We start from the raw sequence: 12627 nt of genomic DNA, 5'->3' as shown, positions 1-12627 counted from the left end.
AGAGTGTGCCATGCACGGACGTTATGCTTGACGGACCATGAAGCTGTTCAACTATTTCCGCTCTTCGGCGTCCTACCGGGTGCGCATCGCCCTGGCGCTGAAGGGGCTGCCCTACGAATACGTGCCGGTGCACCTGGTGCGCGCGGAACACCGCGCGCCCGGCTACGCGGACCGCGTCGGGGATGCGCTGGTGCCGGCGCTGGAACTGGACGACGGCAGCACGCTCGTGCAGTCGATGGCGATCATCGAATACCTGGACGAAACGCATCCGCAGCCGCCGCTGCTGCCCGGCGACGCGCCCGGCCGGGCCCACGTGCGGGCACTGGCCCAGATGGTGGCCTGCGAGATCCACCCGGTCAACAACCTGAGGGTGCTCAAGTACCTGACCCAGACGCTGGGCCACGACGAATCGGAGAAGACCGCCTGGTATCGCCACTGGGCGCGCGGCGGCCTGGAGGCGTTCGAGCGGCAGCTCGGCCTGCTGGCCCGTGCCAGGGAGGCGGCGGGCCTGCCGCCATCACGGCTGTGCTGGGGCGATGCCCCGACGCTCGCCGACTGCTGCCTGGTGCCGCAGATCTTCAACGCGCAGCGCTTCGAGGTCGATCTGGCCGGGCTGCCGCGCACCATGGCGGCCTGGGAGGCCGCGTCCGCGCTGCCGGCGTTCCAGGCAGCCCATCCTTCCGCATGCCCCGATGCCGGGGGCTGACGCGTTGCCGCCCGCAGCGGCTTCCCTGCCGGACGGCTGGTTGCGGCCCGACTGGCCCGCGCCCGGCCACGTGCATGCGGTCTGCACGGCACGGCCGGGCGGCGTGAGCCGGGACGCCTGGGCCGCGTTGAACCTGGGCGACCACGTCGGCGACGATCCGGATGCCGTCCGGGCCAACCGGCAGTACCTGCGAGCCCGTCTGGCGGACCTCGGTGGCGGGCCCGCGGTGGCGCCCATCTTCCTGCGGCAGGTGCATGGAACGGCGGTGGCGGACCTGGACCGCGGCGTGCCGGACGGCACGGAGGCCGACGCCTGCATCGCCCGCCTGCCGGGCCGGGCGTGCACCATCATGGTCGCGGACTGCCTGCCCGTGCTGCTGACCGACCGCCAGGGTTGCGCCGTGGCGGCGGCGCATGCCGGCTGGCGCGGCCTGGCCGGCGGGGTGCTGGAACAGGCGCTCGCGCGCCTGGATGCGGACGGCGGCGTGCTGGCCTGGCTGGGCCCGTGCATCGGTCCGACCGCCTTCGAGGTGGGCGAGGAGGTGCGGGAAGCGTTCTGCGCACAGGATGCCGGAGCAGGCACGCTTTTCTCCCCGCAGGGCGGGGGCAAGTACCTGGCCGACCTGCCCGGACTGGCGCGGCGGCGGCTCGGTGCGCTGGGCGTGGCGGGCGTGTGGGGCAACGACGGGGGCGACGGCTGGTGCACCGTGCGCCAGGCCTCACGGTTCTTTTCGCACCGCGCCTCCGTGCAGCGGTTCGGCAGCACCGGCGGGCGTTTCGCCGCATGCATCTGGCTCGGATCGCGCGGTGGCTGAGGCAGCGCTCGCCGGAGGTGCGTCCCGGCCCGCCTGGCGCACGGCCTCTTCCCGCTCGCGCTGCTCGCGCTCCCGCAGGGCGCGCTTGCGGGCCGGGGTGCCGAGGATGTAGGCGACGATCGAGAGGGGCACCAGCCCATAGAGCACGAAGGTCACCGCCGCGCCCAGCAGGCTGCCCTGCGGGCTGGCGGCCTCGGCGGCGGCCATCATCACGGTGACGTACAACCAGCCGATGATTACCAGATACATGGGGCCGTCTTCCCGAAAACTGAGCTATATCGTGAAAAAGCGAAAGCGGCATTGCTTCCGGACTGTCCGCTCGGCAACAATGCCATGGCCACCGCGCGATTCCCTCCGGAGGCGCTGCCGGGATGGCATGATGGATGGGTGCGAGGAGACAAGTTCATGGATTTTGACGCAGGCTGGGCCGGCAGTACCCGGCAGATCCAGCAGAAACTGAGCGAAAGCTGGATGCAGGCGCTGGAAGCCTTCCGGCAGGCCGGCGGCCCTGCCGCTCCCGGCGCTGCTTCCACGCAGGCTCGCCCGGCCATCGCCTTTTCCCCGGACAAGCTGGCCGATGTGCAGCAGCAGTACCTGAAGGAAGCGTCGGAGCTCTGGAGCCAGGCGCTGCAGCCGGCTGCCATGAAAGACCGGCGCTTCAGCGCTCCCGCCTGGGCCGAGAGCCCCATGGCGGCCTTCGCCGCCGCGTCCTACCTGCTCAATGCCCGCACCCTGATGGGACTGGCCGATGCGGTGGAGACCGACCCCAAGACGCGCGCGCGCATCCGCTTCGGCGTGGAGCAGTGGATGGCCGCCATGGCGCCCAGCAATTTCCTCGTCTTCAACCCCGAGGCGCAGAAGAAGGCCATCGATTCCCAGGGCGAGAGCCTGGCCAAGGGCATCGCCAATCTGCTGCACGACATGCGGCAGGGCCATGTGTCCATGACCGATGAAAGTGTCTTCGAGGTGGGCCGCAACGTGGCCACCACCGAGGGCGCCGTGGTGTACGAGAACGCGCTCTTCCAGCTCATCGAATACAAGCCGCTCACGCCCAGGGTGCACCAGCGCCCGTTGCTGGTGGTGCCGCCCTGCATCAACAAGTTCTACATCCTCGACCTGCAGCCCGAGAATTCGCTCATCCGGCATGCGGTGTCCGAGGGGCACCGCACTTTCGTGGTGAGCTGGCGCAACCCGGACCAGTCCCTGGCGAACGCCACCTGGGACGATTACATCGAGGACGCGGTGCTCTGCGCCATCGACACCGTCCGCGAGATCGCCGGCAGCGACCAGATCAACGCGCTCGGCTTCTGCGTGGGCGGCACGATGCTGGCCACCGGCCTGGCCGTGCTGGCCGCCCGGGGCGAGGAGCCCGTGGCCAGCGCCACCTTTCTCACCACGTTCATCGATTTCGCCGAAACCGGCATCCTCGATGTCTTCATCGACGAGAGCTTCGTGCATTTCCGCGAACTGCAGATGGGGCAGGGCGGCCTGATGAAGGGGCAGGACCTCGCCTCCACGTTCAGCTTCCTGCGGCCCAACGACCTCGTCTGGACCTACGTGGTGGGCAACTACCTGAAGGGCGAGACGCCGCCTCCCTTCGACCTGCTCTACTGGAACAGCGATTCGACCAACCTGCCCGGGCCGTTCTACGCCTGGTACCTGCGCAACCTCTACCTCGAGAACAACCTCCGCAAGCCCGGCCGCCTGACCGTGTGCGGCGAGCCGATCGACCTGAACCTCGTGGACCTGCCTGTGTACATCTACGGATCGCGCGAGGACCATATCGTCCCCGTCGATGCCGCTTACGCATCCACCCAGGTGCTGCCTGGCGAGAAGCGCTTCGTGATGGGGGCGTCCGGCCACATCGCGGGCGTCATCAATCCGCCCGCCAAGAAGAAGCGCAGCCACTGGGTCCGCGAGGACGGCGTCCTGCCCGCCACGCTGCCCGAATGGCTGGACGGCGCGACGGAGCTCCCCGGCAGCTGGTGGTCCGACTGGGCTGCCTGGCTGCGCGGCCATGCCGGCCCGCTTGTGGCCGCGCCCAAGCGCTACGGCAAGGGCGCGCGGTTCCAGGCCATCGAGCCGGCGCCGGGACGCTATGTGCGCGAGCGGGCCTGAGGCGCCGCTCCACCCCTTTTCCCATCATTACCTTTGAGGATCGACATGGAAGACATCGTCATCGTTTCGGCCGTCCGCACGGCCGTGGGCAAGTTCGGCGGCGCGCTCGCCAAGACCCCGGCCACCGAGCTGGGCGCCATCGTGATCAAGGAGGCGCTGGCCCGTGCCAACGTGCCGCTGGACCAGGTGGGTGAAGTGATCATGGGGCAGGTGCTCACGGCAGGCGTGGGCCAGAATCCCGCGCGCCAGGCTATGATGAAGGCCGGCGTGGCCAAGGAAACGCCGGCGCTGACCATCAACGCCGTCTGCGGTTCCGGCCTCAAGGCCGTGATGCTCGCGGCCCAGGCCGTGGCCACGGGCGACAGCGAGATCGTGGTCGCGGGCGGCCAGGAGAACATGAGCCTCGCGCCCCACGTGCTCAACGGCTCGCGCGAGGGCCAGCGCATGGGCGACTGGAAGATGACCGACTCGATGATCGTGGACGGCCTGTGGGACGTGTACAACCAGTACCACATGGGCATCACCGCCGAGAACGTCGCCAGGCAGGAAGGCATTTCCCGCGAGCAACAGGACGCGCTCGCCCTCGGCAGCCAGCAGAAGGCCGCCGCTGCGCAGGACGCGGGCCGCTTCAAGGACGAGATCGTCGGCGTGAGCCTGCCCCAGAAGAAGGGCGACCCCATCGTCTTCGAGGCCGACGAGTACCTCAATCGCAAGACCAATGCCGAGGCGCTGGCGGGCCTGCGCCCGGCCTTCGACAAGGCCGGCACCGTGACGGCCGGCAACGCGTCGGGCCTCAACGACGGCGCGGCCGCCGTGGTGGTGATGAGCGCGAAGAAGGCTGCGGCCCTGGGGCTCAAGCCGCTGGCGCGCATCGCCGCCTACGCCACGAGCGGCCTCGATCCCGCCACCATGGGCCTGGGCCCCGTGCCCGCGACGCGCAAGGTGCTGCAGCGCGCCGGCTGGACCGCGGCCGACGTGGACCTGTTCGAGCTGAACGAAGCCTTCGCCGCGCAGGCCTGCGCCGTCAACCAGCAGCTGGGCATCGATCCCGCCAAGGTGAATGTGAATGGCGGCGCGATCGCCATCGGCCACCCGATCGGCGCCTCGGGCTGCCGCGTGCTGGTGACCCTGCTGCACGAACTGCAGCGCCGCGGCGCCCGCAAGGGCGTGGCTGCGCTGTGCATCGGGGGGGGCATGGGCGTCTCGCTCGCGGTGGAGCGGATCTGAGTTTTCCGGACGGCCCGCCGTACTGCAGCCGCACGTGGTGCGGCTTTTTTGCAGGCTGCGGCGGCGGGGCGCCATCCGGCGGCCGCGCCTGTCCAGGAACCTCGCACACCCGGCAGCGGCTGGGTGTTTTCCTCAACAGTGGGGCGCGGAATCTTGGGTAGAGTGGTTGCGTGAATCGTTGACTAGGAGATAAATCACATGAATCAGAAAGTAGCGTATGTCACTGGGGGCATGGGTGGCATCGGAACGGCCATCTGCCAGCGGCTGCACAAGGATGGCTTCAAGGTCATCGCGGGCTGCGGCCCGACCCGGGACCATGCCAAGTGGCTGGCCGAGCAGAAGGCCCTGGGCTTCACGTTCCATGCGTCCGTCGGCAACGTCGGCGACTGGGATTCCACGGTGGCGGCCTTCACCAAGGCCAAGGCCGAGCACGGCAGCATCGACGTGCTGGTGAACAACGCCGGCATCACGCGCGACCGCATGTTCGTGAAGATGTCCCGCGAGGACTGGGATGCGGTGATCGAAACCAACCTCAACAGCATGTTCAACGTGACCAAGCAGGTCGTGGGCGACATGGTGGAAAAGGGCTGGGGCCGCATCATCAACATCAGCAGCGTGAACGGCGAGAAGGGCCAGGCCGGCCAGACCAACTACTCGGCAGCGAAGGCCGGCATGCACGGCTTCTCGATGGCGCTGGCGCAGGAACTCGCCACCAAGGGCGTGACGGTGAACACCGTGAGCCCGGGGTACATCGGCACCGACATGGTCAAGGCCATCCGGCCCGACGTGCTGGAGAAGATCGTCGCCACCGTGCCGGTCAAGCGCCTGGGCGAACCCAGCGAGATCGCCTCGATCATCGCGTGGCTGGCGTCGGAAGAAGGGGGCTACGCCACCGGGGCCGATTTCTCGGTCAACGGCGGCCTGCACATGGGCTGACGCCCAGGATTCCCCGCACGGAAAAAAACCCCGCTACGGCGGGGTTTTTTTATTGGGGGAGTAAGAAGGGAATGGAACGAAGGTCAGGGTCCGCGCCCGCCGGGCTCGGCAGAACCCGTTGGGATTCCGCCTGTGTCCGACTGCTGTCTGGTGCCCGCCTTTTCAGAAACGGCCGGGAGCGCGCTTGCGGTCGCGTTCGTCTTCAGGCCATGCGGACAGGATTGCAGAGGTGTTCATCGTTAGCTCCTTGGATGCATCCACAACGCGGCGTCTTCCCGGAGCGTTGACAGTAGAACGAAAAAAAATGCAACCAGCCGAAGGCTTTTCTTTTGCTCCTAAAAAAGGAGCAATCAAGTTATGGGCTGTAACGGTGTTTGCGGGAAATTTCAGCGCACCGTTACAGCATTTTACTTGTCCGCCCCTTGTTCCAGGGCCTCGATGGATTCGGAAAGTTCCAACCAGCGTTCCTCCAGTTGACCGGTTTCGTCCCCGCAGGCCTTGAGGCGGCGGCCGCAGTCGGCGATCTCGGCGGGGGGCAGGGGTTGGCTCAGGCGCTGTTCCAGCTCGGCCTTTTCCGAGGCCAGGGCAGCCAGGCGCTGGTTGATCTGGTCGAGCTCGCGCCGCAAGGGGCGGGTTTTCTCCGCGAGCTGCTGCCGGGCCTGGGCACCGAGCTTGCGTTGTTCCCGGGCATCCTTCGGTGCCGCGGCGGGAGCGGCCGCAGGTGCGGACACCGGCGGGGCCACGGGTGCGGGAGGCCGGGCAGTGGAGTCTTCCCGGGGCGCCGCCGGGGCGGAGGCCAGTGCGCGGGCCTCGTCGCGCAGCCGCTTGGATTCGTCGAGCAGGTAGCGCTGGTAGTCGTCCAGATCGCCGTCGAAGGGGCCCACGGCCCCGCGTCCCACCAGCCAGAATTCGTCGCAGACCGCGCGCAGGAGCGCCCGGTCGTGGCTCACCAGCATCACCGTGCCCTCGAACTCGTTGAGCGCCATCGACAGTGCTTCGCGCGTGGCGAGGTCCAGGTGGTTGGTCGGCTCGTCGAGCAGCAGCAGGTTGGGGCGTTGCCAGACGATCATCGCCAGCACCAGCCGGGCCTTCTCGCCGCCGCTCATCGTGCCCACGGATTGCTTGACCATGTCGCCCGAGAAGTTGAAGGTGCCCAGGTAGTTGCGCAGGTCCTGCTCACGGCTGGGCTCGCGCGACTGGGCGCCCAGCTCCTTCGCGAGGCGGATCATGTGTTCCAGCGGGTTGTCGGCGGGCCGCAGCACGTCGAGTTCCTGCTGGGCGAAGTAGCCGATGGACAGGCCCTTGCCTTCGGTCACGCTGCCGGACAGCGGCCGCATGGTGCGCGCGATGGTCTTGACCAGCGTGGATTTGCCCTGGCCGTTCGCGCCGAGGATGCCGATGCGCTGGCCTGCCAGGACCGAGCGGTTCACGTGGCGCAGGATGGTCTTGGGGGCGCCGCCGTCCTCGTCCAGGTAGCCGAAGGACGCATCCGTGATCGCCAGCATCGGGTTGGGCAGGTTGGCGGGCTCCTTGAAGCTGAAGGTGAACTCCGCACCCATGAGCACGGGGGCGATTTTCTCCATCCGCTCCAGCGCCTTGACCCGGCTCTGGGCCTGCTTGGCCTTGCTGGCCTTGGCCTTGAAGCGGTCGATGAACTTCTGCAGGTGGGCGATCTTGTCCTGCTGCTTGGCATAGCTGGCGGCCTGCAGTTCCATCTGCTGGGCGCGCAGTTCCTCGAAGCGGCTGTAGTTGCCGCCGTAGCGCGTCAGCCGCGCGTTGTCGATGTGCAGCGTGACCGTGGTGATGGCGTCCAGGAACTCCCGGTCGTGGCTGATGACGATCAGGGTGCCGGCATAGCGCTGCAGCCAGGCTTCCAGCCAGACGAGGGCGTCGAGGTCCAGGTGGTTGGTCGGCTCGTCCAGCAGCAGCAGGTCGCTCGGGCACATGAGGGCCCGCGCGAGCTGCAGGCGCATGCGCCAGCCACCGGAGAAGCTGTTCACGGGCCTGCCCAGTTCCTCCACCTTGAAGCCCAGGCCGAGGATGAGCGCCTGGGCGCGTGGCACGGCATCGTGCTCGCCGGCATCCCCGAGGTCCGCGTAGGCCTGCGCGATCGCCATGCCGTCGCCGGATTCTTCCGCAGCCTGCAGTTCGCCGCGCAGCGCGCTGAGCCGCGTGTCGCCGTTCAGCACGAAGTCGGTGGCGGATTCCTCCGTCTCGGGCATGTGCTGCGCCACCTGGGCCATGCGCCAGGTGGGGGGCATCGAGAAGTCGCCGCCGTCCTCGTGGAGCGAGCCGTTGAGCAACGCGAAAAGGGTGGATTTGCCGGCACCGTTGCGTCCCACGAGGCCGACTTTCTCGCCGGGGTTGAGGGTGACGCTGGCGCTGTCCAGCAACACCTTGGCGCCGCGGCGCAAGGTGACATTGTTCAGAAGGATCATGATCGAATCACAGCGGGCCGCCCGTGGGGCCCGCGACAAAGCAACCGCGCATGGTAGCGGATGCGGTGGAATGCGCCCGCGCGGCCTGCGGCGTGCAGCCCGGGGACGCAGGGGACAGGGGTCAGGCGGCGGAGGGCGGCGGGGCCAGTACCAGCGCCTCGCGCGTGAGCAGCAGCACCTGGTCCTCGCCCGCGCTGGTCTCGAGCCAGAAGGCCGGCAGATGCGGGAAAGCGGCTTCGAAATGCGCGCGCTCGTTGCCGATCTCGAGGATGAGCACGCCGTCCTCGCGCAGCGCGGCCGGCGCATCCGCCAGCAGCCTGCGGACGAAGTCCATGCCGTCGGCGCCGCCCGCCAGCGCCAGTTCCGGTTCGGCGCGGTACTCCTGCGGGAGCGCCGCCATGCTGGCCGCGTTCACGTAGGGCGGGTTGCAGAGGATCAGGTCCCACGGGCCGGGAACGGACGAGAGGCCGTCCGAGAGGGCCAGCGCCACGCGGCCTTGGAGGCCGTGGCGCTCGACGTTGATGCGGGCGACGTCGAGGGCATCCGGGGACAGGTCCGCGCCGGTCACGCGCACGTCGGGGTAGGCCATGGCCGCCAGCACGGCGAGGCTGCCGTTGCCGGTGCACAGGTCGAGCACGTCGCGCGTATGCTCCCCGAGGAAGCCGTCGATGCTGCCGTCCGCGAGCAGTTCCGCGATGAAGCTGCGCGGGACGATGGCGCGCTCATCGACATAGAACGGCACGCCCTGCAGCCAGGCCTCCTGCGTCAGGTAGGCCGCGGGCTTGCGGGAGGCGATGCGCTGCTCGATCAGCTCCGCGACCTGCGCCTGCCGGTCGGGCGCCACGCTGGCGGCATCTTCCAGCGGCGTGTCCAGCGGCAGGCCCAGGCGCCACAGCACCAGCCAGGCGGCCTCGTCGTGCGCATTCGTGGTGCCGTGCCCGAAGGCCACGCCGGCAGCGTCCAGGCGCGCGGCTGCGCTCGCGACCAGTTCCGGCACGGTATCGCCGCGCACGGGGCCCGCGGGCGGGACGGGTCGGGGTGTCGTGCTCATGCTGCGGCGGCCTGTGCGTTCAGCCGCTCCAGCGTGCGGCGATAGATGTTCTTGAGCGGCTCCACGTCGGCGACCACGACATGCTCGTCGATCTTGTGGATGGTGGCGTTGGGCGGGCCCAGTTCGATGACCTGCGGGCAGACGCGGGCGATGAAGCGCCCGTCGCTGGTGCCGCCGGTGGTGGACAGCTCGGTGGCGATGCCGGTCTCCTCCGTGATCGCCTGCTGCACCGCAGCCACCAGCTCGCCGGGCGTCGTGAGGAAGGGTTGTCCCCCGAGCGTCCAGGTGAGGTCGTATTCGAGTCCGTGCCGGTCCAGCAGGTTGTGCACGCGGGTCTTCAGCCCTTCTGCCGTGGATTCGGTGCAGAAGCGGAAATTGAAGTCCACCACCACGGTGCCGGGGATGACGTTGGTCGCACCCGTGCCGCCGTGGATGTTGCTGATCTGCCAGCTGGTGGGGGGGAAGTAGTCGTTGCCGCGGTCCCACTCCGTGGCGGCCAGTTCCGCGAGTGCCGGCAGCGCCTGGTGAATGGGGTTGCGGGCGAGCTGGGGGTAGGCGATATGGCCCTGGATGCCGCGCACGGTGAGCTTGCCCGACAGGGTGCCGCGACGGCCGTTCTTGATCATGTCGCCGGTCTTGCGCACGGAGGTGGGCTCGCCCACGATGCACCAGTCCAGCGTCTCGCCACGGGCGGCCAGCTCTTCCACCACCACCTTGGTGCCGTCCACCGAAGGGCCTTCTTCGTCGCTGGTCAGCAGGAAGGCCAGCGCGATGGACGGTTCGGGCGTGGCGGCCAGGAATTCCTCCACCGCCACGACGAAGGCGGCGATGGAGGTCTTCATGTCGCTGGCGCCCCGGCCGTAGAGCCGTCCATCCCGGTGGGAGGGCGTGAACGGCGGGCTGTTCCACTGCTCCAGCGGGCCGGTGGGCACCACGTCGGTGTGGCCCGCGAACACCAGGGTCCGCGCGGGGGCGGTAGCGCCGCCGGTCGCAGCCCGGCGTGCCCAGAGGTTGCTGACGCGGAAGCTGTCCGGCCCGCTGTCCATGCGCTCGCAGGTGAAGCCCAGCGGGGCCAGGCGCTCGGCCAGCAGTTCGAGGCAGCCGGCATCCTCGGGCGTGACGGACGGACGGGAGATGAGCTGTTCAGCCAGGATCAGGGTACGGGACATCGTGGACGCGGAGCGCACTGGAACGCGCTCCGGAAGAAAGTTGGAAAAAAGGCGCCGCCCGCGGCCCGCAGTACGGGCCCGGGACGGCGCGCTGGATCACTGGGGCTTGACGTCCAGGACGATCTCGGTGAAAGAGGGCTGGTCTTCGTCGTCCTGCGCGCCCGCGTCCTTGCGGTCGCGCGCGGCCTTGGCGGCGATCGAGAAGTCGTTCTGCAGGCGCCACATCAGGTTGGTGGGCGAATCGGCATAGGCCAGGCCTTCCTTGCGGTCGATGCGGCCTTCGATGACCAGGCGGGCCAGGTCATGCTCGAACGTCTGCGAGCCTTCGGCCATGGATTTTTCCATGGCCTCGCGCACGCCGGAGAAATTGCCCTGCTCGATCATCTCGCCCACGAGCTTGGTGTTGAGCAGCACTTCCACCGCGGGCAGGCGCTCGCCGGCGGGAGAGCGCACCAGGCGCTGCGAGACGATGGCCTTCAGGGCCGAGGCCAGGTCGCCCAGCATGGTGGGGCGCACCTCGACCGGGTAGAAGCTGAGGATCCGGTTCAGCGCGTGGTAGCTGTTGTTGCCGTGCAGGGTGGCGAGGCACAGGTGGCCCGACTGCGCATACGCGATGGCCGCGGACATGGTCTCGCGGTCGCGGATCTCGCCGATCAGGATCACGTCGGGCGCCTGGCGCAGCGCGTTCTTCAGTGCGGTCTGCAGGGACTGGGTGTCGGAGCCGATCTCGCGCTGGTTGATGATCGACTTCTTGTTCTTGAACTGGTACTCGACCGGGTCTTCCACCGTGAGGATGTGGCCCGTGAGCTGCGTGTTGCGGCTGTCGATCATCGAGGCCAGCGTGGTGCTCTTGCCCGAGCCCGTCGCCCCCACGACCAGCAGCAGGCCGCGCTTCTCGAGGATCAGTTCGCCGAGGATGGGCGGCAGGTTGAGGCTGGACAGCTCCGGGATGTGCTGCGCGATGAACCGCACGACCACTGCGTAGCTGCCCCGCTGGCGCATGGCGCTCACGCGGAAGCGGCCCACGCCCGTGAGTGGCACGCCCATATTGAGCTCGCCGGTTTCCTCCAGCTCCTCGATGCGGTCCGGCGGCACGATTTCGGCCAGCAGGTTCTTCGGTGCATCGAAGGGCAGCAGCTGGCTGTTGACGGGCACGCACTCGCCGTTGATCTTGATGAGGACCGGGGCGTTGGCCGAGAGATAGACGTCCGAGGCCCGCTTTTCGGCCATCAGCCGGAGAATCCGCTCCATCGTGCTCATGGGGTGTCCCTTGCGAAGGTGGTGGAAGGGTCGGGTGGCCGCGGCCCGGCGGGTGCCGTGGGCCGCGGCGCCGGCCGTCAGTCGCGCAGCAGGTCGTTCAGGCTGGTGGTGGAGCGGGTCTTCGCATCCACCTTCTTGACGATGATGGCCGCGTACATGCTGTACTTGCCGTCGCCCTTGGGCAGGCTGCCGCTCACCACCACCGAGCCCGCCGGCACGCGGCCGTAGCTCACGGTGTCGGTGGTGCGGTCGTAGATGGGGGTGCTCTGGCCGATGTACACGCCCATGGAGATGACGGAGTTCTCTTCGACGATCACGCCTTCGACGATCTCCGAGCGCGCGCCGATGAAGCAGTTGTCCTCGATGATGGTCGGGTTGGCCTGCAGGGGCTCCAGCACGCCGCCGAGGCCCACGCCGCCGGACAGGTGCACGTGCTTGCCCACCTGCGCGCAGGAGCCGACGGTGGCCCAGGTATCGACCATGGTGCCTTCGTCCACGTAGGCGCCGATGTTCACGTAGCTGGGCATGAGGATCGCGCCCTTGGCGATGAAGCTGCCGCGGCGCGCCACGGCCGGCGGCACCACGCGCACGCCGGTGGCGGCCATCTCGGCGGCCGAACGGCCGGCGAACTTGGTCGGCACCTTGTCGTAGAAGCCGAGGCTGCCGGCCTCGATCAGCTCGTTGTCCTTCAGGCGGAACGACAGCAGCACGGCCTTCTTGATCCACTGGTGCACGGTCCACTGGCCGACGCCCTCGCGGGTGGCCACGCGCAGCTTGCCGGCATCGAGTTCGGCGATCACGTGCTCGACGGCATCCTGCACCTCGCGCGGGGCGGCGGAGGGCGAGAGGCTGGCGCGGTTCTCCCAGGCGGTGTCGATGATGTTCTGCAGTTGTTGGGTCATGGTCCG

General features: G+C 68.7%; 11 protein-coding genes. 5 read left to right on the top strand and 6 right to left on the bottom strand.

Annotation, left to right across the window (positions count from 1 at the left end):
* Positions 1 to 37 precede the first annotated feature (37 nt).
* Together maiA and pgeF are read left to right on the top strand one after the other, a co-directional pair.
* Entirely contained in the window at positions 38 to 706 is a 669-nt protein-coding gene (gene maiA, locus ACGHC0_RS14575; protein ID WP_368351664.1) for a maleylacetoacetate isomerase, read from the top strand.
* Complete coding sequence (pgeF, locus tag ACGHC0_RS14570) at positions 693 to 1520, top strand: peptidoglycan editing factor PgeF (RefSeq protein WP_415265949.1); 828 nt, start codon at positions 693 to 695, stop codon at positions 1518 to 1520. The genes maiA and pgeF overlap by 14 nt, the downstream gene beginning before the upstream one ends.
* Here the strand turns inward: pgeF and ACGHC0_RS14565 are convergent.
* Positions 1425 to 1769 (bottom strand): hypothetical protein, encoded by a 345-nt coding sequence (locus ACGHC0_RS14565; protein WP_368351662.1) that lies wholly within the window; start codon positions 1767 to 1769, stop codon positions 1425 to 1427. The two genes, pgeF and ACGHC0_RS14565, sit on opposite strands and share 96 nt — an antisense overlap.
* Positions 1770 to 1925: 156 nt before the next feature.
* Here ACGHC0_RS14565 and phaC point away from each other — a divergent pair, with 156 nt between their 5' ends.
* From phaC to phbB, 3 genes are all read left to right on the top strand, one after another.
* Positions 1926 to 3638 (top strand): class I poly(R)-hydroxyalkanoic acid synthase, encoded by a 1713-nt coding sequence (gene phaC / locus ACGHC0_RS14560; protein WP_368351661.1) that lies wholly within the window; start codon positions 1926 to 1928, stop codon positions 3636 to 3638.
* A gap of 45 nt (positions 3639 to 3683) precedes the next feature.
* Positions 3684 to 4865, top strand: coding sequence for an acetyl-CoA C-acetyltransferase (locus ACGHC0_RS14555; protein WP_368351660.1), 1182 nt, complete (start codon positions 3684 to 3686; stop codon positions 4863 to 4865).
* Positions 4866 to 5063: 198 nt separating this feature from the next.
* Entirely contained in the window at positions 5064 to 5801 is a 738-nt protein-coding gene (phbB, locus tag ACGHC0_RS14550) for an acetoacetyl-CoA reductase (protein WP_011795583.1), read from the top strand.
* Between the two features lie 407 nt (positions 5802 to 6208).
* Here phbB and ACGHC0_RS14545 read toward each other — a convergent pair whose 3' ends face one another.
* From ACGHC0_RS14545 to dapD, 5 genes are all read right to left on the bottom strand, one after another.
* Positions 6209 to 8239, bottom strand: a complete 2031-nt coding sequence (locus tag ACGHC0_RS14545) for an ABC-F family ATP-binding cassette domain-containing protein (RefSeq protein ID WP_368351659.1) — start codon at positions 8237 to 8239, stop codon at positions 6209 to 6211.
* 121 nt (positions 8240 to 8360) lie between these two features.
* A complete protein-coding gene (prmB, locus tag ACGHC0_RS14540; RefSeq protein ID WP_368351658.1) occupies positions 8361 to 9290 on the bottom strand; it encodes a 50S ribosomal protein L3 N(5)-glutamine methyltransferase in 930 nt (309 codons plus the stop codon).
* Positions 9287 to 10459 carry a succinyl-diaminopimelate desuccinylase gene (gene dapE / locus ACGHC0_RS14535; protein WP_368351657.1) on the bottom strand — a complete coding sequence of 391 codons (1173 nt, stop codon included), beginning with the start codon at positions 10457 to 10459 and terminating at the stop codon, positions 9287 to 9289. Before dapE ends, prmB begins: the two co-directional genes overlap by 4 nt.
* Before the next feature lie 96 nt (positions 10460 to 10555).
* Positions 10556 to 11719 carry a PilT/PilU family type 4a pilus ATPase gene (locus ACGHC0_RS14530; protein WP_368351656.1) on the bottom strand — a complete coding sequence of 388 codons (1164 nt, stop codon included), beginning with the start codon at positions 11717 to 11719 and terminating at the stop codon, positions 10556 to 10558.
* Positions 11720 to 11796: 77 nt separating this feature from the next.
* Positions 11797 to 12621: a 2,3,4,5-tetrahydropyridine-2,6-dicarboxylate N-succinyltransferase gene (gene dapD, locus ACGHC0_RS14525; RefSeq protein ID WP_368351655.1), complete on the bottom strand. Its 825-nt coding sequence runs from the start codon at positions 12619 to 12621 to the stop codon at positions 11797 to 11799.
* Between the last annotated feature and the right edge of the window lie 6 nt (positions 12622 to 12627).

The organism is Acidovorax sacchari (assembly GCF_042847045.1).
In the GTDB taxonomy this organism is placed as follows: Bacteria; Pseudomonadota; Gammaproteobacteria; order Burkholderiales; family Burkholderiaceae_C; genus Paracidovorax; species Paracidovorax sacchari.
This window is presented reverse-complemented; position numbering and strand designations above follow the sequence as displayed.

Excerpts from the sequence above, each read along its gene's own strand:
- maiA (WP_368351664.1), top strand. The coding sequence starts at position 38 with ATGAAGCTGTTCAACTATTTCCGCTCTTCGGCGTCCTACCGGGTGCGC.
- pgeF (WP_415265949.1), top strand. The coding sequence starts at position 693 with ATGCCGGGGGCTGACGCGTTGCCGCCCGCAGCGGCTTCCCTGCCGGAC.
- ACGHC0_RS14565 (WP_368351662.1), bottom strand. The coding sequence starts at position 1,769 with ATGTATCTGGTAATCATCGGCTGGTTGTACGTCACCGTGATGATGGCC.
- phaC (WP_368351661.1), top strand. The coding sequence starts at position 1,926 with ATGGATTTTGACGCAGGCTGGGCCGGCAGTACCCGGCAGATCCAGCAG.
- ACGHC0_RS14555 (WP_368351660.1), top strand. The coding sequence starts at position 3,684 with ATGGAAGACATCGTCATCGTTTCGGCCGTCCGCACGGCCGTGGGCAAG.
- phbB (WP_011795583.1), top strand. The coding sequence starts at position 5,064 with ATGAATCAGAAAGTAGCGTATGTCACTGGGGGCATGGGTGGCATCGGA.
- ACGHC0_RS14545 (WP_368351659.1), bottom strand. The coding sequence starts at position 8,239 with ATGATCCTTCTGAACAATGTCACCTTGCGCCGCGGCGCCAAGGTGTTG.
- prmB (WP_368351658.1), bottom strand. The coding sequence starts at position 9,290 with ATGAGCACGACACCCCGACCCGTCCCGCCCGCGGGCCCCGTGCGCGGC.
- dapE (WP_368351657.1), bottom strand. The coding sequence starts at position 10,459 with ATGTCCCGTACCCTGATCCTGGCTGAACAGCTCATCTCCCGTCCGTCC.
- ACGHC0_RS14530 (WP_368351656.1), bottom strand. The coding sequence starts at position 11,719 with ATGAGCACGATGGAGCGGATTCTCCGGCTGATGGCCGAAAAGCGGGCC.
- dapD (WP_368351655.1), bottom strand. The coding sequence starts at position 12,621 with ATGACCCAACAACTGCAGAACATCATCGACACCGCCTGGGAGAACCGC.